We start from the raw sequence: 21,666 nt of genomic DNA, 5'->3' as shown, positions 1-21,666 counted from the left end.
CACGGGCCGTCCTCCCCGCGATGCTCGACGCCGGCAGCGGCGCGATCGTGAACGTCGCCTCCGAGGCCGCGCTGCGCGCCTCGGCGGCCGGCGTCGCCTACACGGCCTCGAAGCACGCGGTGGCGGGGCTGACCAAGAGCATCGCCTTCTTCTACGGGCCCTCGGGCATCCGCGCGAACGCCGTCGCACCAGGGGCGGTCCTGACGAACATCGAAGCACCGATGAAATCCGATTTCGCGGCGCGCCGGCTCGGCCCAATCATGCAGACCACAATCCCCGCCCCTGCAACGTCCGACCAGCTTGCCGCCGCCATCGCCTGGCTGCTCAGCGACGACGCCGCAAACGTCAACGGCGCCGTGCTCCCGAGCGACGGCGGGTGGTCCACCTTGTGATCGCTTCCCGAGGCCCTCGGGAAGCTAGCCGAACCGCCGATAGCGGATGTGGGTGGCGAGCGGTGAGTGAAGCACCTCGGCGGGTTCGAATCCGAAGGATTCGAGCCCGTCGAAGATGCGCTCGCCCGAACCCAGCAGGACCGGCGCGATGTCCAGGGTGAGCTCGTCGATCACGCCCGCGCTCAGGGCCTGCCGCACGGTCGAGGCTCCGCCCGCGATGTCTACGCCCTTGTCCCCGGCGGCCTCGCATGCCGCGGAGTAGGCCGCGTCAAAGCCCTCTGTGACGAAGTGGAAGACAGTGCCGCCGTCCATCTGAATGGGGTCGCGGGGATGATGAGTCAGTACGAACACCGGCGCGTGGTACGGCGGTTCGGAACCCCACCACCCGGTCCATTCCTCATCCCAGTCTCCGCGGATGGGCCCGAACATGTTCCGACCCATCACGTATGCGCCCCGCGGGCGCATGAGCCACCCGGCGGCGACCTTGTCGGCGTCGTTGGCTCGCGGGTCGCCGATATGCCAGCCATGCAGCTCGAGCCCCCGCTTGCCCAAGGGGTCCTCGCGGCTCTGGTCCGGCCCGGCGACGAAGCCGTCCAGCGAGATCGACATATGACAGGTGGTGTCCGGCACCGCGAACCTCCTGATTAATTGCGACTTGCGAGCGGCCGTGCGTGAACTCTGCAGCCTCTAGAACGTGATGCTACCTTCCCTACGATTCGGTCCCGCACGCTTGCGACGCGTCGTCGTCCTTGACCCCCCATTGCAACTAACCTATCGTTCTTAGTAATCGATGCAAGATTAGTTGCGGATGGAGCTCGTGATGACGATGCACTCGGCCACCTTGGCCATCAATGAGGCGATCCAGAAGAGGAGGGCCGCGGGGGAGGAAGTGCTGCATCTCGGTTTCGGCGAAGCTGGGCTGCCGGTGCCGGACTTCATCGCGGAGGCGCTCCGCAGTGCCGTGGGGAGAAACGGCTACGGAGCCGTCGTTGGTTCCGAAGAGGCGCGGGAGGCTGCGGCCGGCTGGTTCTGCCGAAGGGGGCTCGCCACCGAGGCTGGGCAGATCATTTTCGCTCCCGGGAGCAAGGCGCTGCTCTTCGCGGCGATCGCCGCGCTTCCAGGTGATCTGATCCTCGCCCGCCCTTCTTGGGTCAGTTATGCGGCCCAGGCGGCCCTCTTGGGCAAGCCCGTCGTCGAGGTCCCGATTCCTGCGAGGTCGGGAGGGATTCCAGACCCGGCGCTGCTCGAGTCCGCGATCCTTGAAGCGAGGGCCAGGGGCGGGAACCCCGGAATCCTCCTCCTGACCGTGCCGGACAATCCGACCGGAACGGTCGCGAGCGAGGGCGACGTCCGGGAGCTCTGCCGCATCGCTGAGAAGTACGGGCTCGCCGTCATCTCCGACGAGATCTACGCCCAGACCGTGCACTCGGGCGCGTCTGCGCCCTCTGCGAGCGCCCACTTGGAATCGCGAACGATCGTCACCACCGGACTGTCCAAGTCCTTGGCGCTGGGGGGCTGGCGCATCGGCTTCGCTCGGGTCCCGAGCAATGAGTGGGGGGACGCGGTGCTGCAGGACATGATCGGCATCGCGAGCGAAGTCTGGTCGAGCCTTGCAGCCCCGATGCAGGCCGTCGCCGCTCACGTACTCTCCGAGCCGGACGCCGTCCGGGAGCACATTCAACGCTCCACTCGCCTGCACGCCACTGTCGCGAATGCTGTTTGCGACGAGTTCCTGGCCGTAGGAGCCCAATGCCGCCGTCCCGAGGCCGGCTTCTATATCTATCCCGATTTTGAACCCGTCCGCGCCACGCTCGAGCGGAAGGGCGTCCGAACCAGCGAGGAACTCGCCGCGGTCCTCCTGGACCGGTACGCCGTCGGCGTCCTTCCGGGTGCCGCCTTTGGCGACGACGCCTCTGCCCTCCGCGCGCGGGTGGCCACGAGCCTGCTCTACGGAACCAGCGAACAGGAACGTTGGGCGTCGCTCCGTGCGGAGGATCCCCTCCAGCTGCCGTGGATTGCCGGCTCTCTGGAACACCTGCGCGCGGCACTCCAAGACCTGGTCTCCTGACGCGGGCCCTGAGGGATCTCTGCAACGGGCACACTGTTCCCGCAACTACAATTGCGGGAACAGTGTGCCTGTTGCATTTTCCGTCGGAAGGGATAGACGCCTTTGGCCGTGGGAACCTACGAAGAGCTCCAAGCGGAGTTGCAGGAGCGCATGCCAGCACTCGCTCCCGGGCAGCGGCGCATCGCGACAGTCCTGCTCTCCGATCCTGAGGGGACGGCCCTTCGCAGCATCGCCGAGACCGCCAAGGTCGCGGGCGTCAACCAGTCGTCTCTGGTCCGGTTCGCCACGATGCTCGGGCTCAAGGGATATCCCGCCCTCGTGCGGCTATGCCGAGACCACCTCTCGGGCCAGGCGAACCTTGTCTCGCGCTTTGAACGAGCACAGCAGCGCACTGGGCAGGAGTCCCTCTTCAGCGCCGTTCTCGAGCACGAGAAGGACAACCTGACTAGGAGCTACGCGAGAATCGGCCAAGCAGACTGGGACAACGCCGTCAGAACGCTCGCCGAAGCATCCTCCGTCTACGTCATGGGGCTGAGGAAATGCGCCCCCATCGCCCAGCTTCTGAGCTACTTGCTGAAACTGGTGCGCCGCCAGGTGGAGCAGATCTCTCCGGCGGCGGGCATGTTCGTCGACCAGCTTCGCGATCTCGATCCCGAGGGGGCGTTCGTGGCCGTCTCGATCCGCCGCTACACAGCCGATACGGTCCGCGCCCTCGAGCACGCCAAGGAACGGGGCCTCGCGACGATCGCGCTCACCGACGACCCGGCGTCGCCCCTAGCCCGCCTCGCGGACACCACGTTCTATCTGGAAACCGAGGGCGTGACCATCCTGCGGTCCCTGTCGGTGTTCACTTCGGTCGCTCAGACTCTGGCCACGGCCGTGGCACTTCACCTCGGCACGCGCAGCCGGCAAGAGCTTCTGGTCGATGAGCAGCTGCTCGCAGACTTCCATGTCTACTACGAGGACTGATACTGCGAGGACTGAACACGGCAGCCGCGCCCTCGCTCTCGAGGGCGCGGCACCGGGGGCGGCTGTCATTCAGAGGGTGCGGCTTCCGTTGCTTCCAGGGGTTCTGGCTGGGCCATGACGAGCGCGGGGACAGTCGCGGTCTTCCGAGCCTTTTGGTGGAGGAGGCCGGCCGTGACTGCGATCGCGGTGACGAGGGCGGTAAGCGCCAGCGGTGTGCGGGATGCAGGTGACAGCGCCATCCCGCCGACGATGACTGCAAGCACCGCCACTACCAGATAGGACAGGTGCGGGTGGCCCCACATCCTGACCTTGAGGGCGCGGACCTCCTCCGGGGTCTTGTGCCGTCGGGACACGATGTGGGTCAGGGAGATCGTCAGGTACACCACGACAGCGACGGAACCGGACGACGTGATGAGGAACGTGAAGACCGTCCCCGTGGGAAGGAAGTAGTTCGCGATCACGGCTAGGAAACCCGCGCTCGAGGCTGCGAGCACAGAAGCGACCGGCACCCCCGAACGTCCCGTGCGGCCGAGCGACTTAGGCCCCTCGCCGCGGCGCGAGAGGGAGAACAGCATTCTGGACGAGGAGTAGATCCCCGAGTTCAGGCACGAGAGGACTGCTGTGAGGACAACGAGATTCATGACCGTCTGGGCACCCGGGATGCCAAGCACGTTCAGGACCGCGGCGTATGGGCTCTTCGTTACCTCTGCGGCGTTCCAGGGCATGAGGGTCACCACCACGAGGATGGACCCGACGTAGAAGATGATGATGCGCAGCGCCACGCTGCGCATGCTCTGGCGCACCGCGGTGGTCGGGTCCTTCGCCTCACCTGCTGCGATGGTCACGAGCTCCGTGCCGAAGTAGGAGAAGAAGACGGTCAGCGTCGCAAGGAGAACAGGCGTGGCTCCGTGGGGGAAGAGACCTCCCCGGCCGAGGAGATTGGCGGCCCCGGGGGAAGCGAAGTGCGGAAGCAGGCCGAAGGCAGCAACAAGCCCGATCACGATGAAGAGGACGATTGCCGCGACCTTGACCATGGAGAACCAGAACTCGAAGCGGGCGAACGAAGTCACCGCAGCCAGATTTACCCCGGTCAGGACAAGCATGAAGGCCAAGGCGTACAGCCAGGTCGGGACACCGGGAACGATCTGGGCCGCGATGGCAGCGCCCGCGATGGCCTCGAAGGCGACCGTGATGCACCAGTGGAAGGAATAAAGCCAACCGACAGCAAGACCGGCCCATGAACCCAGCTCACGGGAGGCGTAGGTCGAGAACGAGCCAGTCTCCGGGCTCGCGGTCGCGAGCTCGGCGAGCATCCGCATGACCAGGATGACGATGAGGCCGACGAACAGGTACACGAAGACGACGCCGGGTCCGGCGGACGCGATCACGCTTCCGCTGCCGACGAAAAGACCAGCGCCGATGACGCCCCCGATGCCGATCATTGTCAGCTGGCGGGTGTTGATCGAGTGCTTGAGGTCTTGGGACCTCAACAGTGATGCAGCCATGTGGCCCTTCCGGTCATAGGGATGTGACGCAGCTAACGCCCCGAGCCATCGAACAGCAAAACCCCGCCGGATGCAAGTAAACTTGCCTAGCTAGCGTAGATAGCATTTTTAGCTGCATGGGGGTGATCTGTGGGATCCTTCTCAAGCGCGCGGCCTGCAGGTAGTTTCACTGGGTTAAGCAAGGGGTAAGAATTTTCGAGTTCAAGTCGCCGCTGCAGGAAGACAGGAAAGACCAGGACAGGAGCAAGGGGCACCGCTGATGACTTCGAAGCGTCAGACGCGGTTCGGTGCCGCCCAAATCCTCTCGACAGTTCGGCCCAGCAGAGTCCCGGCCCCTGAGAGTGAGCCGGGGGAGCCCACTTCCGGCCCTGCTGGTCAGCCGGGGTCGAAGCGCCGATTCGGGCGCGGCCGTCCGCTCAGGAACGCCGCGATCGCCATGGGAGTGGCCATCGCCCTCGTCGTAGCCGGTTCGGTCCTGACTGCACTGGCGCTGCGCTCAGCACTTGGGATGGACAAGGTGACCGACTACCCGGGCCCCGGCTCTGGGCAGGTCGCGGTCACGGTCAAGCCCGGCAGCGGGGTTCTAGAGGTGGCGCAGGAGCTGCAGCAGGACGGCGTCGTCGCGGATGCAGATACCTTCGTACAAGCCTTTGCGGATGCCAACGGGAAGATCCATCCGGGTGATTTCACGTTCAAGAAGCAGATGAAGTCTTCGGACGCGGCGCAGATCCTGGCGGGGAACACGGCTCCGGTGATCTATTTCGCGCTCAGTGCGGGCATGCGGGTGAGCGATTCGCTGGCTGCGATCGCGCAGGCTGCCGGGGTGAACCCGAACGACCTGAACGCGCTGAACAGCCAGCCGCAGCAGTTCGGCCTTCCGCCGCAGGCGAAGAGCCTCGAGGGTTATCTGGCCCCGGGGGAGTACAAGTTCCCGGTGGGGACCCCGGCGAAGGACATCATCGCGAAGCTGGTCTCGACCACGGTGGACGAGCTCAAGGCCGACGGGGTCACGGATCCGACCAAGCAGTACCAGGACCTGATCGTGGCGAGCATCGTCCAGGCCGAGGGCGGCCAGGCGGACTACGGCAATGTGGCGGGGGCGATCTACAACCGGCTCAAGCCGAACGACCAGACCAACGGGCTGATCCAGTCGGATGCGACGGTCACGTACGGGCTGGGGACCAAGACGGTCCAGCTCACGGACGCGCAGAAGGCGGATCCGGCCAATCCGTACAACACGTACGTGCACCCGGGGCTGCCGCCGGGGCCGATCGGCTCGCCGGGGGCGAAGGCGGTCGCGGCGGCGGCGCATCCGACGCCGAACAACTACCTGTACTGGGTCACCGTGAACCTGGACACGGGCGAGACGAAGTTCGCCTCGACGTATGCCCAGCATCAGGCCAACGTCGCCCAGTACCAGCAGTGGTGCACCGCCAACCCCGGGAAGTGCCACTGACTGCAGGCTGCCGCGGGGGCGCTCCGGTTGGATCTGTCGTCTCGCCGCGATGCAGCGAAAACGCTCACGCCTTCTACAGGGGCTTTGGGTATTGTTTTCCCATAACAGCACCTATGGTTACCAACTGCAGGTCTGGCAGGGAGGCAATCGTTGGACGCGAAGCAGCAGATCCGCGAGGCATCGTTCCCGCTGTTCGCGGAGAGAGGCACCCGGAGCGTGGGTGTCGACGAGCTGATCCAGGCCTCGGGTGTAGCCAAGGCCACCTTCTACAAGCATTTCCGCTCGAAGGACGAACTCGTCCTGGACTATCTCGACCAGATGTACGAGCGGCGCAGAGCCGCCATTGAGCAGGCCGTCTTGGCGAGGGGATCGGGGCCCGATGCAATGGTCGGCGTCTTCGACGTTCTGGACACATCCTGTGCGAGACGCCTTCCCATCGGAGCTTCATTCATCCACATCCTCATCGAGTCAGGCCTCCAGAGCCCGGTCGGGCAAGCATGCGTGAGCTATATCGAGCGCTTCCGGAACGGGCTCGCGGCGATGGCCGAGAGAGCGGGCCTCCTCGACCCGGGCGAGTTCGCGCGGGATCTGCAGTTCGTCATCAAGGGCGCTCTGGTCTCCGCCGTCGAAGGGGACACCGAGGGGCTTGCCAGAGGCAGGCGCATGGCCGAGCGGCTCGTTGCTCTCTACCGCCCTTCGGAGGCCTGAAGCCGTCCAGGCCCTGGCGAAGGCGTGAATGCTCGGCCTGTAGTGTCGAAGGCAGGAGCGAGCACCGGGAGGGCATGTGGCAGTACTGATCGTCAACCCGATCAAGCAGGGGGCTGAGGAGATCAGGGCAATGTTCCGCCGGTACTGTGCGGAGCAGGGAGCGCAGCCCGCCGTGTTGGAGACCTCGGTGGAGGACCCGGGTGGCGGCATGGCCCGCCAGGCTCTCGAAGGAGGCGCCGATTTCGTGGTGGTCGCCGGCGGCGACGGCACAGTACGGGCTGTGGCTGGTGAACTCGCGGGAACAGGGGTCCCGCTGGGTGTCGTGCCGCTCGGCACGGGGAATCTTCTGGCCCGGAACCTCGGCATTCCGGTCGATGCCCCTGTGGACGCTTTCGCCGTGGCGGTTTCGGGCCAGGAGCGGCATATCGATGTCGCCTGGGCAGCTGCGGACGACGACGAGGAGCTCGCCTTCGTCGTGATGGCTGGAATGGGTCTCGACGCGACTGTCATGGCGAACACGAGCGATGACCTCAAGGCGAAGGCGGGCTGGCTCGCCTACGTTGTTTCCGCAGGGCAGAGCATCATAGGCAACTCCTATCGGATGCGCGTCGAGGTGGACGGCCGCCTCGCCGTGGCACGCCGCCAACGGGGAGTCATGGTCGGCAACTGTGGGCGGATACAGGGCAATGTCGAGGTCTTCCCCGGCGCGAAGCCTGACGACGGCATCGTGGACGTTCTGAGCGTGGCACCTCACGGGGTTCTGGGTTGGTTCCGGGTCGTCGGAACGCTGCTGAGCCGGTTCCGGCGCCATTCCCCACCCGAACTTGGCCACTTCAAGGGCGCGAGGGTGAGGATTGAAGCGAGCCGCCCGCATGATATCCAGCTCGACGGAGACCATCTTGGGAAGGGCAAGCTCGTCTCCATCCGCGTCGACCCTGGGGCGCTCACGATCCGCGTGCCGCGCTGACCAGCCCGGCCCTCCCCGGCGTCGCCCTGAACAACTGAGACCGCGCCAGGGAACCGGCGGCTGCCCCAACCCTTGTTGGCGAGTGTCCCCGGTGCGACCGTGGACCCCATGGGACGGCTCATAGTTCAGGAGACGATCAGCGCGGACGGCTTCGCAGCGGACCCGGAGGGGAGGACTTCGTTCATGGAGCCCTTCATCGGGGGAGCGGCTGAAGGCTTCGCGAGACGACAGAGCGAGCTCATCGAGGGCCTCTCGGGCATGCTCATGGGAGCTCGTACCTACGAGGGCTTCAGCAAATTCTGGCCCACGGACGCCTCGGCCAACGAACTGTTGGCTCCCTCTCTGAACTCCCTCCGGCGGTATGTCTTCTCCCACTCCCACACGGAGGCGCCGTGGGGCGATCTGGGCAGTTGCGAGGTGGTCTCCGGTGACACGGGCGAGGCGATCCGGCGTATCAAGGCAGAGTCCGAGGGCGATATCGGCTGCTGGGGAAGCCTGAACCTTGTGCGGGAGCTCCTCGACCTCGGCGAGGTTGATGAACTGCGACTCGTGGTGGCGCCGTCGATGATCGGGCAAGGCCGGCGGTTCGGCTCGGGTGCACCGCTCCAGCTTTCGCTGCGGGAGGCGTGCACGTACGACGACGCGCTGGTCGAGATGGTCTACGACGTGGGGGCCTCCGAGTGAGGCAGGCGAGCAACGGCTACGCGAGTTCCCGGAGCAGCGTCTGCAGGCGATCGAGGGTGGAGTAGGCCTGGGTCGGCAAGCCTTGGGTGATAGCCCGAGCGCTGGGATCGAGCGCCTCTCCGGCACGCACGGGCGCATCCGGTGCCGATGCGATGTCTCGCGCCGATGCGCCGTGGGCCGATGAGCGGTGGGCCAATGCGCCCTGCTCCGACGCGTCGTCTGGTTCCGCTGCGCCGTCTGGCGTGACTCCCGCAACTGTTCGCGCCAAATCGGAGACCTTGGCAATCTCGGCGGCCAGCTCGTCGTCGGCAACGGGCAGCCTGCGCACTGCTTCGGTGAGGGAACGCGCCGTCGCCACCACGTTGGCGACCAAGGTGAGGCGGCGCCGGATGGCGCGGGGACGGTTCTCCCAGACCTGGTAGCGAGTGAGGGGCTCGCCGACGAGCACGAGCCTGCGCAGCTGATTGTCTGCGGCGATGACGCGTTCGTCGACGGCGTCTCCCGCAACGGAAGCGGGTTCGAGCGCGCGCTCATGCAGCGTGTCGAGCAGCTCGGCCGTTGCGGTGACGACAGAGTCCTGAGCCGCTTTGATGGTGTCGCGCGTGCTCACCGGCGTCACGACGAGGGCGACGACGATGCCGACGGCGGCACCCGCGGCGGTCTCGCCGAGGCGCAGCAGCAGGAGCGCGTCGGAAAACTCGCCGAGAATGGCGTACAGCTCGCTGAGCATGATCGTGAGGAAGAAGATCATGTACGCGTAGGAGATGCGCATGAGGTAGTTGCCGCAGAAGATGCTCGCGACGATCACGGCCAGCGCGAGGAAGACGTGGCCGTTGGTGAGGTGCGCGACGAGGATGCCTGCGACGAGGCCGGTCAGGGTCCCGAGCACGCGCAGCAGCGACTTGCGGATCGTGTCGAAGCGCGTCCCAGTGCCTGCGAAGGAGACGAACGCGGCGATGACGGCCCAGTAGTAGCGCTGGCCGCTGATGAGGCTGCCGACGAAAATCGCAAGCATCCCGGCGACCGCGACCTGCACGGCCTGCCTGGTTGCGAACTGCAGGCGAGTGAGCGGATTCCAGCTGCCGCCACGGGGATCCACATCGGAGGCAACGCTCGGCGTCCCGGGCAGCTGCCCGAGAACGAGCCCGGCCGCCGGCACGAACTCAGGTTCGTTCTCCTGCACGGCGCGGCTCAGTGCGGGCCGGTTGGGAACCGACGTGACAATGCTGAAGCCCCGCTGCAGGCGGGCAGCCGCCGCCTGCACCTCTCGAGGCTCGTCGGCGGCCAGCTCGGGAAGGCCTGCAGCGATCTCACGGGCCCGCGCGAGATTCGCGTTGGCGAGCGCGCCGAGGGCGTCGATCGCGGCGCGGCGCACGGCCGGGCTGGCATCGGCCGCCGCGAGCTGGCGGGCTCCGATCGTCAGGCGATCGAAACCGAGCTGCAGTTCGAGCAGCCGCGCGCGCAGCGTGGACGCCGTCCAGCCCTCGGGAAGGGCCGGTGCGTGTGCTGCCCAGCCGTCGCTCATCAGCGCGGCCTCGGTCACGCGCGCTCGGGCACGGAAGACGGCCAGCGAGGCGCGATCGGCGGCGGAGCTCCCCGGATCGGCCTCGATCAGAGCGATGCACGCACGCGCAAGGCCCCGCTGGCGCGCGTTCATGCTGCGGAAGACGGCAGCGAGAGTGCGCCGAGGATGCCGCCTGAACAGGGTGCAGCTCAGCAGGAGCACGACAGCCGTGGCAACGATGATGGCGATGAGCATCGCGGGGAGCGCGGCCAGGGTCGTCTTCAGGAAGGAGGCAAAAAAGTAGCCGTTCCAGAGCATGAAGCCATAGAAGAAGTAGGCCAGCCCGAAGCGGCGCACCCACACGGCAAGGAACATGACGACGACGAAGCCGACGAGAGAGGCCAGCTGGCTCGGAGCGAGCAGCGTGCCCGCGGTGAGGCCCGCGCCCATGGCGACAGGGAAGTACGCGGCCGTGATCGCGTTGGCCTTGATGCGATGGTCGACGAGCGCATTCGTACCCATCATTGCGATGACGCTGCTGAGCAGCATGAACACGACCGTGCCCTGAGCGCCAGCGTGAAGCAGCAGGGCGAGCGCGTTGCCGACGAGCATGCATGCGGCCACGTTGCCCGCCCCGGCGAGACCCAGCTGGAGCCTGCCGAGGCCCGGATCGGAGGCGACGGCGATGTCGGCGGCCCTGCGCAGGAGACCAGGCCGGGAGATCAATGCCGTCCTCCCCTCGCATCCAAGCGGTATTGTCGGTGTCCGAGACGACACCGGCTATAACCCTATATCCGATATCTGAAGCCGGCAGATAAGGCAGTGTCGGGTTTGGCGAGTGTTCAGGCCCCGGACGGGTAAGGAGTGGAGGTGCCCGCACGCGAGCAGACAGGAACGGAAGAAGAATCCGGCAACCAGGGAAGATCAATGACTGGACCAATGAGGGCAGGGAATGGGGCGATCCCCAAGGGCCCTGACGCAAAGCCTGCCGTTCGGGGCACTTCCGAGGGGCGGCGTGTCGATGGACACCCTCTGCCGGGGGGCGGCGTCATCCTCGCAGTCGCTGCGCTCGGGGTGGTGTTCGGCGATATCGGCACAAGCCCCTTGTACTCGCTGCAGACAGTCTTCACGCTCGACGGCGGCATCGTCCACGCGACGACGGGCGACGTGTACGGCGTCATCTCGCTCATCTTCTGGAGCCTGACCATCATCGTCTCCATCAAGTACTTGGGCGTCGCGATGCGGGCTGACAACGAGGGAGAGGGAGGGGTGATGGCCCTGGCGGCCCTCGCCCAGCGCCTCTACTCGAATTTGGGACGGAGGGCGGGCGTCCTGATCGTGGTAGGCATCGTCGGCGTAGCGCTGTTCTACGGCGACTCGATCATCACACCCGCGGTCAGCGTCCTCTCCGCTGTGGAGGGCGTCCAGGTTGCTGCCCCCGCCATCGCGCATCTGATTCTTCCCATCTCTGCCGTGATCCTGACCGCCCTGTTCATAGTGCAGCGGTTCGGAACCGGCAAGGTGGGCAACCTGTTCGGCCCTGTCATGGTGCTGTGGTTCCTGGTGCTCGCCGTGGTCGGGCTCGCGGAGGTAGTCCAGCATCCCTTCGTCCTTGCGGGTCTGTCGCCCACGTACGCGGTCGCGTTCGTCGTCGCGCACCCGTTCATGGCATTCGTGGCGATGGGGGCGGTGGTCCTCGTCATCACCGGCGCCGAGGCCCTCTATGCGGATATGGGGCACTTCGGGCGTGGGCCCATTCGGCGCGCGTGGTTCTACCTTGTGTTCCCGTCGCTCACGCTCAACTACCTCGGGCAGGCCGCTCTGGTGCTGAACAACCCCGGGACCCGCGTGAACCCCTTCTTCCTGCTCTTTCCCGAATGGGCGCGCATCCCAGCCGTGATCCTGGCGACGGTGGCGACAATCATCGCAAGCCAGGCCGTCATCTCCGGAGCGTTCTCACTGTCGCGACAAGCCGTTCAACTCGGGCTCCTGCCACCGCTCACAGTCCGGCAGACCTCGGAGCGGGAAGGCGGCCAGATCTACATGCCGGTCGTGAACTTCCTCTTGTTCCTCGGCGTGATAGCCGTCATGTTCGCCTTCGGCTCCTCTGCCCGGCTAGCGACCGCGTACGGCGTGTCGGTCACAGGAGCGCTCGCGACCGACACCTTGCTGCTGCTGCTTGTCGCACGGCCCCTGTGGCACTGGCACCCGTGGAAGATCATCCTGGCGGGCATCGCATTCGGCGGGCTCGAGCTGACCTTCCTCTCCGGAAACCTGTCCAAAGTCGCCCAGGGCGGCTGGGTGCCGCTGCTGATCGCTGCGGCCGTCATCACCGTCATGACCACGTGGCGGCGTGGGCGGCAGTTCGTGGTGGACGACCGGAAGGTCAAGGAAGGCTCGCTTGCGGACTTTGTCGAGGCAGTCCGGGTGAACGACATTCCGCGCGTCCCCGGCGTGGCAGTCTTCCCCCATCCGAACCGGGATACGACGCCCCTCGCGTTGCGCGCGAACGTCGAGCACAACCACGTGCTGCATGAGCGCGTCATCATCGTTTCCGCAGTCTTCCAACGCGTCCCGTACGTGCCCGTGTCGGAGTCGTTCACGCGGGACGATCTGGGTTATTCCGGAGACGGAATCGAGCACCTCATCGTGAGGTTCGGCTTCAGCGAAGCACCGGACCTCCCCGGGGCCCTGCGCACCGCCGTATCCGTCGGAGCCCTGGACCTGGAGCCGGAGCAACTCGAGGACGCCTCGTACTTCATCTCCCGTGGCGCCATCCGAACCAGCCACCCCTCTCGGATGACCCGATGGCGGCGTGGCCTGTTCGTCATGATCGCGCGGAACGCCGCTGACCCGGCAGCGCGCTTCCGGCTACCGTCCCTCCGCACCGTCACGATGGGCAGCGACGTCGAGATCTGAGCGAGCGCCCCGCGAGGCTACCGCACCGTCGTCCGGCCACGCAGCCGGGCGATAAGGGCAAGGACAGCGACCGTGCTGGCGATGAGCACGAGGGTATCCGCGGCGGCGAGGAAGAGGCTCCCCCGGTCGGCGAGCGCGAAGATGCTCACGGGCAGAGTGCGCCAGCTCGCGGGGTAGACCATGATGGTGGCCCCGAGCTCGCCCATGCAGAGCGCGAACGCGAGGCCGAGGGCGGCGCCGATCGAGGGCAGGAGCAGCGGAAGCCGTACCGTGAGCAGGACCCTCAGCGAGCCCGCGCCAAGGCTCCCCGCAACCTGCTCGAGCGCGGGATCGAGGACCTCAGCTGCTCCGGCCACCGTGCTGTACGAGAATGCGAGCACGAGGGTCGTCTGGGCGATCACGACGATCGTGGCCGTGCCGTTGAGCGTGAGCGGCGGCCGGCTGAACGCCGCGAGGAGCCCGAGGCCGACGACGACGGATGGGACCGCTGCGGGCAGGTGGAACGCGGCGTCGATCGCCTTGGCGGCGCGGCCCCCAGCGGAACGCGCGGCGAGCGCGGCCCACGCGCCGACGGCCACCGCCACGATGCTCGCGATGAACGCGGTCTGGAGGCTCACCGAGATGCTCGCGAGGTTGTCCGCGGAGAGGGCATCGGCGAGGTGGGCGAACGTCGGGTCCGAGGGCCACACACCGTTCCAGCTCCCCGCGAACGCCGCGAGCACGACGGCGAGTAGCGGGACCCCGAGCAGGAGCGCCAGCACGGCGATGAGGGCGGCCTTGACCGCAGTGCGCGTGGAGGGGCTATGCAGCAGCACGGGAGCCTCCGGAGAGTCGGCGGACGAGGGCGCGATAGAGCCCGTAGACAGCGAGCGAGAGCGCAAGCTGCGCGCACGCGACGACGGCAGCGGAGGGCAGGTCGAACGTCACGATGCTCTTCGTGTAGACGAGCATGGGGAGGGTCACGACGTTCTTCGCGCCCGTGAACATGATGATGCCGAATTCGTTCATCGCGAGCAGGAACACGAGCCCGGCGGAGGCCGCGAGGGCGGGCCGTGCGTCGGGCAGGATCACGCGTCGGAGCGTCATGAGCGGGCCTGCGCCGAGGCTTCCGGATACGTCGAGTAGCTCGCGCGGGATCTGTCCGAACACGGCGAGCAGCGGCCGCACGACGAACGGTGTGAAGTAGGCGATCTCTGCGAAGACGACGCCCGGCAAGTCGTTCACGAAGTCGACATGGGGCGAGCCGGGGAGCCCCGCGAGCGCAGAGTTGAGGACGCCCGCGCGCCCGTACAGGATGCCGAACGCGAGCGGGATGATGAACGATGGGAACGAGACGACCGCCTCGAGCAGGCGTACCGCGACGCGGCTCCCGCTGAATGGGACGAAGCTCAGCCCGACGGCGAGGAACGTCCCCACGAGCACGCATCCGCACGTCGTGAGCAGCGCGATCCAGAGTGTCGTTCCGACGGCACGCCCGAGGGCAGCTGAGCTGAGCGCCTGGCTCCAAGTCCCGAACCCGGCGAACGCGCCGGACGTCGTCGAGACGGACTGCCACACCGTCTCCGCGAGCGGCACGAGGAAGATCGCCGTGAGAACGGCGAGCGGTGGGACGGCCCACAAGAGGGTACGCAGGGAGCGGCGGTCGCGCCGCTCTGCCCCCGCAACCCTGGCCGAACCGTGGCTGCCGACGGCCCAGCGCGCCCGGGCGCGCATAGTCGCGGCGCGTGGCGTCTCAGGCGCGGCGGTCACGCTGTCGCCCCTGCTGCCGGGCGGACGGGGGCGGCGGGGACTCGCAGACCGCCGATCGTCTCGTCGCGCGGCACGATGACGGCCTCCCCCCGCACGACTCCGAGCACGACGGCGTCTCCCACCGCGGGGACTGCGGCGAAGGGCTCGAGATCCACGGCCACGGCACGCCCCGCGGAGCCACGGTCCGTCCCGCCGAGCGCGACGCGGAGGCGGTGCCCGGTGCCACGCCACTGGACGGACACGACTGTTCCACGGAGGCCGGAGGCGCTTCCGGCAGCCTCGTTCGCGTCCCGGCCCGCTGGCAGCATTCGGAGCGCATGCGGTCGTACGGCCACCGTCACTCGCCCGCCGCTCGCGCCCGCATCGGACGCGGGGTCACCGATGCGGGCGCTCACCGAGCCGCCGGCGTCGAGGCGCACGGTCAGCTCGGGCGAGGACGCGTCGTCGTGCGTCGTTCTTCCGCGCGCTGCGCCTGGCGCCTCGAGCACCCCGTCGAGGAGGTTCGCACCACCAAGGAAGGATGCGGTGAACGCGTGGCGCGGGCGGTGGTAAAGCTCGTGTGCTGTGCCGAGGTCCACCAGGCGGCCGTCGCGCATGACGCCGATGCGGTCGGCGAGCGCGAGGGCCTCCGACTGGTCGTGCGTCACGTAGAGCATCGCGACGTCGGGCAGTTCGCGGCGCAGACGGGCGAGCTCCTCGACCATGTCTTGGCGCATCCGGGCGTCGAGTGCTGAGAGCGGCTCGTCGAGGAGCAGCACGTCCGGACGGATGGCGAGCGCCCGCGCAATAGCGATCCGCTGCTGCTGTCCGCCCGAGAGCTCGCGCGGCAGCTTGCGGGCGTGTTCCTCCATGCCGACCATCTCGAGCATCTCCCCGACGCGCGCGCGGACTTGGGCGCGAGGAAGACGTCGCGCGCGCAGCCCATAGGCGACGTTGTCCGCCACCCGGAGGTGCGGGAAGAGCGCGTACTGCTGGACGACGACGCCGATCCCGCGCTCTGCGGGCGGCCGGCGGGTCACGTCGCGGCCAGCGAGGAGCACGCGGCCCTCGGAGGGCTGCTCGAAGCCCGCGACGGCCTTGAGCGCCGTCGACTTGCCCGAGCCGGAAGGGCCGAGCAGGGCGACGGTTTCCCCGGGGTCGACGCGCAGCGACAGGTCGGCGAGCGCGGGACGGCTCCCCGCTGAGGCTCCGGGGTAGCGCACGCTCACGCCGCGGAGTTCGACGGCGGGCGGCCGGCCGTCGTCGAACTCGCCGGCGTCAGGGCAGCGGACTGCTGCGAGAGGCATGGGTGCTCCTTGAGTGGTGCAGGTCTTGCTGGTTACCGAAGCGGCGGGTCACTGGCCAGTTGCTGCGTTGTACGCTGCGAGGTCGTTGTTGAGACTGCCCAGGACCGAGTCCCAGTTGGGCTGGGCGACCGTGACGCCGTCCATCACCTTCTTGAGCGCCGCGTAGTTCGCGTCGCTCGGCGTGACGTCGTTGCGGACGGGGATGCCGAACGCCTTGCTGGAGACGGTGGACTGGACTTCCTTCGAGAGGAGGTAGGCCATGAGCTTCTTGGCGTTGTCCGCGTGCGGCGCGTTGGAGGCGAGGCCGATGTCGTAGGGGAGGGACACCGTGGTGCGCTTGCCGTCGTCGCCCTTCGGGAAGAAGACCTCGTACGCGGACTTGTCGGCGCTGATCGACTGGAGGGCCATCTGGACGTCGCTGTTCGCCACCGACAGCTCGCCCTTCGAGACCTTGGGCCCGAGCTTGCCCGTCGAGGAGCTCGGCCCCACGTTGTTGGGCTGGAGCGACTTGAAGTAGTCCATTGCGCCCTGTTTGCCGAGGACCTGCTCGAGCAGCACCATCATGGCCGTGCCGTCACCCGCCTGGCCTGGGGTCGAGTACTGGATCTTGCCCTTGTAGTCCGTGCTCAGGAGGTCCTTCCACGTGTCGGGCTTGGGGGAGGCCGCCGTGCCGCGGATCATCGCGAAGTAGTTGTCCACGAGCGAGACGTAGTGGCCGTTCGCGGCCTTGTCCGTTGCCGCGATCGCGGAGGTGTCCACTCCGCTCGGGGCAAGCAGGCCGTTCTGGTCAGCCTGCTGGATGAAAGGCGGGAGGGTCACGAGGACATCGGCCTGTGGGTTGGACTTCTCCTTCTCGGCCCTCGAAACGACCTCGCCTGAGCCGGACTCCACGTAGTTGACCTTGATGCCCGTGGACTTCGTGAAGTCGTCGAACGTCGGCTTGTACCAGTCGGCGAGGCCGTCGGCGCTGTAGACGGTCACCTGCGCGTCGCCCGTCGAACCGCCGGACGGCTGGCTTCCCGCTGCTGTGCCGCCGCAGCCCGAGAGGAGGAGGGCCCCGGCGGCAAGTGCGGCGAGGACAGAGACGCTTCGGGCAGAGGCAGAACGCATGGTGTGCTTCATGGGGGATCGGTCCTTCTGGGGGGTGGTGGTGGGTGGGAGGTGGTGGTTGGGGTGGGGGAGCGGGTGTCCTCAGGCCGCGGCCAGGAGCTCGTCGAGCACCTTCTGCGCGAGTCCGTGGGAGATGGTCATGCCGATTCCGGACGTCACGGAGACCGCCGTGACGCCCGGCGCGACGTCCGCGACGAGGTACGGTGCCTGCGGGGCGGAGGCGTAGACCCCCTGCCAGCGCTGCCGGACGGTCAGCCGCTCGACGCCCAGGAGCTGCGCGGCGCTCGCCAGGAGCGTTGTGCTCGTGGCCTCCTCGAGGAACGGTGGCATGGTGCCGAGCGTGACGTGGCTATCGCCGATCAGGAGCGTCCCGTCGGGACGTTGCGTGAGCATGAGGTTCGCGTCGATGCCGATGAGCTCGGGGTGGGTTCTTTCGAGCTCGGTCCGGAGCTCCGCGGCGGCCGCGGTGTCCGCGAACGCCGGGTAGCGCAGCATCGACGTGCCGGTCAGGACGGCGGGAGCGATCTCGACTGGGGAGCCGCCTGCCGTGGGCGCATCGACGAGCGCCATTTGGAGCCCGCAGCGCTGCACGCCTGCCTCGTCCGCGGCCCCCGGGAAGAGGTAGTCGAGGTCGTGGCCCGCGCAGACGATCGTGCGGGCGGCCGCGACGATGCCGCGCGAGGTGCGGGCAGCGCCGTCGTCCTCCGGGCCGAGGTACGCAGTCCGCCAGCCGACGTCGACGAGGGGCTGCCGCCCGAGCCATGCCGCAAGACGGGCGACGGCGGAACGGGGGTCTACCCGTACGTCCTCCTCGAGCACGGCACCGCCGACGGCCGCGGGATCCAGTCCCCCGCCGATCCGCTTGCGCGTCTCCTCCGGACCGAGGAGGCGCACCCCTCCATCGGGCCGTGTGGCCGCTAGCTCCTCGAGCACCCCAGCCTCCGCTGCGCTGCGGGCCACGGCGAGGCCGCCCTCCGCCGTCGACCAGAACTCCGCCGCCGAGCTCAGGGAGAGCCAGCGCTCCCGGGCTGCACGGGCGAGGTCCAGGAGCTCCCCCGACTGTGCCGTGATGCAGCAGTGGCCGAAGTTCCGGACGGAGGCACCCGCGGCGTGTCCGTCGCGCTCGATCACGAGGACGCGGAGGCCTCGTTCTGCTGCGGCCGCGGCATGTGCGAGGCCTACGATGCCCGCACCCACCACGAGGAGGTCGTACGAGGAGGAGATGCTCATGGCCTCTACTCTCGGGAGCGGGGGAGCCCGATCTCAAGCCCAGACGGTACTTATCTATACAAGTTCACTTTGATTTCCTCTGTGATGACATCCGTTAAGCCAGAATTCACGGAAATAACCGCATCTCCATTCAGGGCGCGGAGGCGAACTTGTATAATCAAGCCATGAATCCGCCCCTCCATGAACAGCTCCGCGAAGAATTCCGGCATCGGATCTCCACAGGAGTGTGGCCGGACGGCTCGCAGGTGCCGAGCGAGGCGGCGCTGTGCGAGGAGTTCAAGACGTCCCGGGGTCCGGTGCGCCAGGCCCTCGCCGCGCTCCGAGCCGAGCAGCTCATCGTGGGGGGCCGCGGCCGCGCGCCCGTGGTCCACCGGGACGCTCTCTCGCAGCCGGTCGAGACCTTCCTCTCCTTTACGGAGTGGGCCGTCGGGCTCGGCAAGGAGCCCGGGCAGCGCACCATCGAGATCGCCAAGCGCGCGGCCGCCCCGTTCGTGGCAGACCAGCTCGGCCGCGCCCCGGAAGAGCCGGTCGTCTCGCTCCTGCGTCTGCGCCTTCTCGACGGCGAGCCCACGATGGTCGAGCGCTCGCACTTCGTGCTTGAGGCGGGCCAGCCGCTCTTCGGCTTCGACACGGACTCGGGCTCGACCTTCCGCTTCCTCATGGAGCACGGCATCGACCTCTACAGCGCGCGCCACACCATCGACGCCGTGGCGGCCGACGCGACCGACGCCGAGCTCCTCGGCATCCCCGAGGGGTCACCGCTCCTGCGCGAGCGCCGCGTCACGTCGAGCTCGAAGGGCGAACCCCTCGAGTACGCGGAAGACCGGTACCGGCCCGAGCTCGCGAACTTCGTCATCCACAACACCCTCAAGCAGCGGGCCTCGCTGGCCCGCGTCCTGACCCCTGGAGAGACCGCATGATCCAGCTCGCAGCGTTCGACATCGCCGGCACGACCGTCGACGACCACGGCCACGTCTACCGGGCGCTCGAGGACGCCGTCCGCGAGAACGGCGTCGACGTCCGCCCCGAAGACCTCGAGACGTGGATGGGCACGGACAAGGTCGAGGCGATCCGCGCGCTCCTCCGGCTCGGCGGCCACCCGCGGGCAGACGACCTCGACATAGTCGCCGGGACGTTCGCACGCTTCAGGGCGATCCTCGCCGAGCGTTACGCGGCAGAGCCGCCCACGCCTTTCCCCGGTGTTGTCGAGGCGCTCGCCGAGCTGCGCGCTCGCGGCATCAGGGTCGCGCTCACGACGGGCTTCTCGGACGACGTCGCGGCCCCCCTCCTCGAGAGCCTCGGCTGGACCGTCGGCGAAGGCGCGGCGCACACGCTCGACGCGGTCGTGACGACCTCCGAGGTCGCTAGCGGGCGGCCGGCGCCGTACATGATCCACCGCGCGATGGAGAAGACGGGTGTGGTCGACGTGCGCCGCGTTCTCGCGGCAGGGGACACGCTCGTGGACGTGCAGGCAGCGCGCAATGCGGGTGCCATCGCCGTCGGCGTGCTCACGGGGAAGCTCACACGAGAGCAGATCGAGGGCCAGCCCGGCGTCGTCGTTCTCGAAAGCGTCGCGGATGTCCCCGCGCTCGGGGTAGCCCGCGCCTGACGCGACGCCATCAGCACGGCCGAAAATTCCGCCTTCGAGCTGGATCGCCCAAGGGGAGCCTAGAGTTGGCTGGGTGTCAGGCGGGAGGAGCCGAGTGGAGATTCCGGAGCGGTGGGCAACAGCGATTCGATCGGCGGGATTCAGTTCCGTCAGCGCGTTGGCGAACGAGGCGAGACTGTCCACCAATCAGGTCTTGGCGATTGTCTCGGGGGAAGAGGCCCCGATCGGGGGTTCCCGGAGAAGTCTCGCTGCGGCCATGGGCCTCAGCGGCAGTGAACTCGACGAGCTCGCGGGCGCGATCGAGGACGAACCGGATCCATTCGTCCTGCCCGAGGGTGCGGAGAGGCTCACGCCCCGCCAGCGCGCCGTCGTCAGCGAGCTAGTCCTGACGTTCCTCGAGGCTAATACCACCGTCTCGCAGCGGTAGCCGGGAAGCGCTCAAGCGGACGACGACGAAGGGCACCTCCTGAGGCGGCAGTCGCCTTCGTCGTCGTCCGCAGGGCGTTACCAGCGCGGATGCACGGACTCCCGGAAGTACTTCTCGTAGATGCGCCGCACTCCGCCGTCGAAATCCGGGCCCAGCTTGCCGGTGGCGTCGGCGGCAGCCGCGTTCGCCTTTGCCTGGCCGGCGTTCCTCGCTCCCGGAATCACCGTCGTCACACCGGGCTGGGAGATGATCCAAGCCAGAGCGGCCTGCGCTGTCGTGACACCCTCGGGGACGAGTTCCTGGAACTCGGCAACCGCGTCGAGGCCGCGCTCGAAGTCGACCCCGGAGAACGTCTCGCCCACGTCGAAGGCAGAGCCGTCGCGGTTGTAGTTGCGGTGATCGTGTTCCGAGAACTTCGTGTCGCGGCTGTACTTGCCGCTGAGCAGGCCCGAGGCCAGCGGCACGCGCACCACGATGCCCACACCGGCAGTCAGGGCAGCCGGGAAGACCTTCTCCTGCGGCTTGAGCCGGAACGGGTTGAAGATGATCTGGACCGAAGCAACGTTCGGCCGCGCAATCGCGGTCAGGGCTTCGTCCGCAGTCTCGACACTGACGCCGTAGCTGCGCATCACGCCCTCGTCTACAAGCTGGTCGAGTGCGTCGAAGACGCGGTCATCCGAGTAGACGGGAGTCGGCGGACAGTGGAGCTGGACCAGATCGAGGGTGTCGCGGCCGAGATTGCCGCGCGACCTGTCGAGCCACCCGCGGAAGTTCTCCAGAGTGTAGTTCTCCGGAACCTGTGGGACTCGGCGGCCCATCTTGGTCGCCACCATGACGCCGGCATCGGGGTTGGCCTTGAGCCACTCGCCGATCGTCTGCTCGCTTCTGCCGTCACCGTAGACGTCGGCGGTGTCGAAGAACGTCACTCCCGACTCGGCGGCGCCGTCGAGGACCTGCATGGCCTCCGCCTTGCCGACATCCCCCCAATCCGACCCCAATTGCCATGTTCCAAGACCAATCGCGGACACCTCACGGCCGGTCCGCCCCAGCACACGCTCTTCCATGCTCACCGACTATAGGCTC

Annotated in this window: 20 protein-coding genes; 11 read left to right on the top strand and 9 right to left on the bottom strand. The window is 67.7% G+C overall.

What is annotated here, in order from left to right; translation table 11 throughout:
* Nucleotides 1-392 (top strand): SDR family oxidoreductase (locus LK10_RS04915; protein WP_043120648.1); only part of this gene is annotated, 392 nt, incomplete at its 5' end.
* Nucleotides 393-416: 24 nt separating this feature from the next.
* Here the strand turns inward: LK10_RS04915 and LK10_RS04910 are convergent.
* Nucleotides 417-1,022: a dihydrofolate reductase family protein gene (locus LK10_RS04910; RefSeq protein ID WP_043120635.1), complete on the bottom strand. Its 606-nt coding sequence runs from the start codon at nt 1,020-1,022 to the stop codon at nt 417-419.
* Between the two features lie 190 nt (nt 1,023-1,212).
* Between LK10_RS04910 and LK10_RS04905 the strand changes: the two genes are divergently transcribed.
* On the top strand, nt 1,213-2,460 hold the full coding sequence (locus LK10_RS04905; protein ID WP_043120646.1) for a pyridoxal phosphate-dependent aminotransferase: 1,248 nt from the start codon (nt 1,213-1,215) through the stop codon (nt 2,458-2,460).
* A gap of 108 nt (nt 2,461-2,568) precedes the next feature.
* The gene (locus LK10_RS04900) at nt 2,569-3,429 is read left to right on the top strand and encodes a MurR/RpiR family transcriptional regulator (protein ID WP_231567607.1); all 861 of its coding nucleotides are present in this window, start codon (nt 2,569-2,571) and stop codon (nt 3,427-3,429) included.
* Nucleotides 3,430-3,494: 65 nt separating this feature from the next.
* Here the strand turns inward: LK10_RS04900 and LK10_RS04895 are convergent, their stop codons facing one another.
* Nucleotides 3,495-4,934 (bottom strand): amino acid permease, encoded by a 1,440-nt coding sequence (locus LK10_RS04895; protein ID WP_043120632.1) that lies wholly within the window; start codon nt 4,932-4,934, stop codon nt 3,495-3,497.
* A 259-nt stretch (nt 4,935-5,193) separates the two neighbouring features.
* Between LK10_RS04895 and mltG the strand changes: the two genes are divergently transcribed.
* The 4 genes from mltG (at nt 5,194) to LK10_RS04875 (ending at nt 8,749) form a co-directional block, all read left to right on the top strand.
* A complete protein-coding gene (gene mltG, locus LK10_RS04890; RefSeq protein WP_081998287.1) occupies nt 5,194-6,390 on the top strand; it encodes an endolytic transglycosylase MltG in 1,197 nt (398 codons plus the stop codon).
* A gap of 150 nt (nt 6,391-6,540) precedes the next feature.
* A complete protein-coding gene (locus tag LK10_RS04885; protein ID WP_052206970.1) occupies nt 6,541-7,098 on the top strand; it encodes a TetR/AcrR family transcriptional regulator in 558 nt (185 codons plus the stop codon).
* Nucleotides 7,099-7,174: 76 nt separating this feature from the next.
* Complete coding sequence (locus LK10_RS04880) at nt 7,175-8,065, top strand: diacylglycerol/lipid kinase family protein (RefSeq protein ID WP_043120628.1); 891 nt, start codon at nt 7,175-7,177, stop codon at nt 8,063-8,065.
* 108 nt (nt 8,066-8,173) lie between these two features.
* Entirely contained in the window at nt 8,174-8,749 is a 576-nt protein-coding gene (locus LK10_RS04875; RefSeq protein WP_043120626.1) for a dihydrofolate reductase family protein, read from the top strand.
* Between the two features lie 16 nt (nt 8,750-8,765).
* Here LK10_RS04875 and LK10_RS04870 read toward each other — a convergent pair whose 3' ends face one another.
* The gene (locus LK10_RS04870; protein ID WP_043120624.1) at nt 8,766-10,979 is read right to left on the bottom strand and encodes an FUSC family protein; all 2,214 of its coding nucleotides are present in this window, start codon (nt 10,977-10,979) and stop codon (nt 8,766-8,768) included.
* 201 nt (nt 10,980-11,180) lie between these two features.
* On the opposite strand from LK10_RS04870, the gene LK10_RS04865 reads away from it, so the two are divergent.
* A complete protein-coding gene (locus LK10_RS04865; protein WP_231567605.1) occupies nt 11,181-13,172 on the top strand; it encodes a potassium transporter Kup in 1,992 nt (663 codons plus the stop codon).
* A gap of 17 nt (nt 13,173-13,189) precedes the next feature.
* Here the strand turns inward: LK10_RS04865 and LK10_RS04860 are convergent, their stop codons facing one another.
* The 5 genes from LK10_RS04860 to LK10_RS04840 all read right to left on the bottom strand — a co-directional run bounded on the left by LK10_RS04860 (nt 13,190) and on the right by LK10_RS04840 (nt 18,547).
* On the bottom strand, nt 13,190-13,987 hold the full coding sequence (locus LK10_RS04860; protein WP_043120623.1) for an ABC transporter permease: 798 nt from the start codon (nt 13,985-13,987) through the stop codon (nt 13,190-13,192).
* Nucleotides 13,974-14,921, bottom strand: a complete 948-nt coding sequence (locus tag LK10_RS04855; RefSeq protein WP_231567604.1) for a 2-aminoethylphosphonate ABC transporter permease subunit — start codon at nt 14,919-14,921, stop codon at nt 13,974-13,976. Before LK10_RS04855 ends, LK10_RS04860 begins: the two co-directional genes overlap by 14 nt.
* Nucleotides 14,918-16,207 (bottom strand): ABC transporter ATP-binding protein, encoded by a 1,290-nt coding sequence (locus tag LK10_RS04850; RefSeq protein ID WP_081998285.1) that lies wholly within the window; start codon nt 16,205-16,207, stop codon nt 14,918-14,920. The genes LK10_RS04855 and LK10_RS04850 overlap by 4 nt, the downstream gene beginning before the upstream one ends.
* Nucleotides 16,208-16,255: 48 nt before the next feature.
* Nucleotides 16,256-17,329, bottom strand: a complete 1,074-nt coding sequence (locus LK10_RS04845) for a 2-aminoethylphosphonate ABC transporter substrate-binding protein (RefSeq protein ID WP_081998284.1) — start codon at nt 17,327-17,329, stop codon at nt 16,256-16,258.
* A 69-nt stretch (nt 17,330-17,398) separates the two neighbouring features.
* Nucleotides 17,399-18,547, bottom strand: coding sequence for a TIGR03364 family FAD-dependent oxidoreductase (locus tag LK10_RS04840; protein ID WP_231567602.1), 1,149 nt, complete (start codon nt 18,545-18,547; stop codon nt 17,399-17,401).
* Nucleotides 18,548-18,711: 164 nt separating this feature from the next.
* Between LK10_RS04840 and LK10_RS04835 the strand changes: the two genes are divergently transcribed.
* From LK10_RS04835 to LK10_RS04825, 3 genes are all read left to right on the top strand, one after another.
* Nucleotides 18,712-19,467, top strand: coding sequence for a GntR family transcriptional regulator (locus LK10_RS04835; protein ID WP_043120621.1), 756 nt, complete (start codon nt 18,712-18,714; stop codon nt 19,465-19,467).
* Nucleotides 19,464-20,156 carry a phosphonatase-like hydrolase gene (locus LK10_RS04830; RefSeq protein ID WP_043120620.1) on the top strand — a complete coding sequence of 231 codons (693 nt, stop codon included), beginning with the start codon at nt 19,464-19,466 and terminating at the stop codon, nt 20,154-20,156. Before LK10_RS04835 ends, LK10_RS04830 begins: the two co-directional genes overlap by 4 nt.
* A 94-nt stretch (nt 20,157-20,250) precedes the next feature.
* The gene (locus tag LK10_RS04825) at nt 20,251-20,583 is read left to right on the top strand and encodes a hypothetical protein (protein WP_043120619.1); all 333 of its coding nucleotides are present in this window, start codon (nt 20,251-20,253) and stop codon (nt 20,581-20,583) included.
* Between the two features lie 77 nt (nt 20,584-20,660).
* Here the strand turns inward: LK10_RS04825 and LK10_RS04820 are convergent, their stop codons facing one another.
* Nucleotides 20,661-21,647 (bottom strand): aldo/keto reductase, encoded by a 987-nt coding sequence (locus LK10_RS04820; protein WP_043120618.1) that lies wholly within the window; start codon nt 21,645-21,647, stop codon nt 20,661-20,663.
* Between the last annotated feature and the right edge of the window lie 19 nt (nt 21,648-21,666).

Source organism: Sinomonas humi (assembly GCF_000802235.1).
Lineage (GTDB): Bacteria > Actinomycetota > Actinomycetes > Actinomycetales > Micrococcaceae > Sinomonas > Sinomonas humi.
The sequence above is the reverse complement of the archived record's forward strand: the minus strand, read 5'-3'. Positions and strand labels throughout refer to the sequence as shown.

Excerpts from the sequence above, each read along its gene's own strand:
- LK10_RS04905 (WP_043120646.1), top strand. The coding sequence starts at position 1,213 with ATGACGATGCACTCGGCCACCTTGGCCATCAATGAGGCGATCCAGAAG.
- LK10_RS04895 (WP_043120632.1), bottom strand. The coding sequence starts at position 4,934 with ATGGCTGCATCACTGTTGAGGTCCCAAGACCTCAAGCACTCGATCAAC.
- mltG (WP_081998287.1), top strand. The coding sequence starts at position 5,194 with ATGACTTCGAAGCGTCAGACGCGGTTCGGTGCCGCCCAAATCCTCTCG.
- LK10_RS04875 (WP_043120626.1), top strand. The coding sequence starts at position 8,174 with ATGGGACGGCTCATAGTTCAGGAGACGATCAGCGCGGACGGCTTCGCA.
- LK10_RS04865 (WP_231567605.1), top strand. The coding sequence starts at position 11,181 with ATGACTGGACCAATGAGGGCAGGGAATGGGGCGATCCCCAAGGGCCCT.
- LK10_RS04850 (WP_081998285.1), bottom strand. The coding sequence starts at position 16,207 with ATGCCTCTCGCAGCAGTCCGCTGCCCTGACGCCGGCGAGTTCGACGAC.
- LK10_RS04845 (WP_081998284.1), bottom strand. The coding sequence starts at position 17,329 with ATGAAGCACACCATGCGTTCTGCCTCTGCCCGAAGCGTCTCTGTCCTC.
- LK10_RS04840 (WP_231567602.1), bottom strand. The coding sequence starts at position 18,547 with ATGAGCATCTCCTCCTCGTACGACCTCCTCGTGGTGGGTGCGGGCATC.
- LK10_RS04835 (WP_043120621.1), top strand. The coding sequence starts at position 18,712 with ATGAATCCGCCCCTCCATGAACAGCTCCGCGAAGAATTCCGGCATCGG.
- LK10_RS04830 (WP_043120620.1), top strand. The coding sequence starts at position 19,464 with ATGATCCAGCTCGCAGCGTTCGACATCGCCGGCACGACCGTCGACGAC.
- LK10_RS04820 (WP_043120618.1), bottom strand. The coding sequence starts at position 21,647 with ATGGAAGAGCGTGTGCTGGGGCGGACCGGCCGTGAGGTGTCCGCGATT.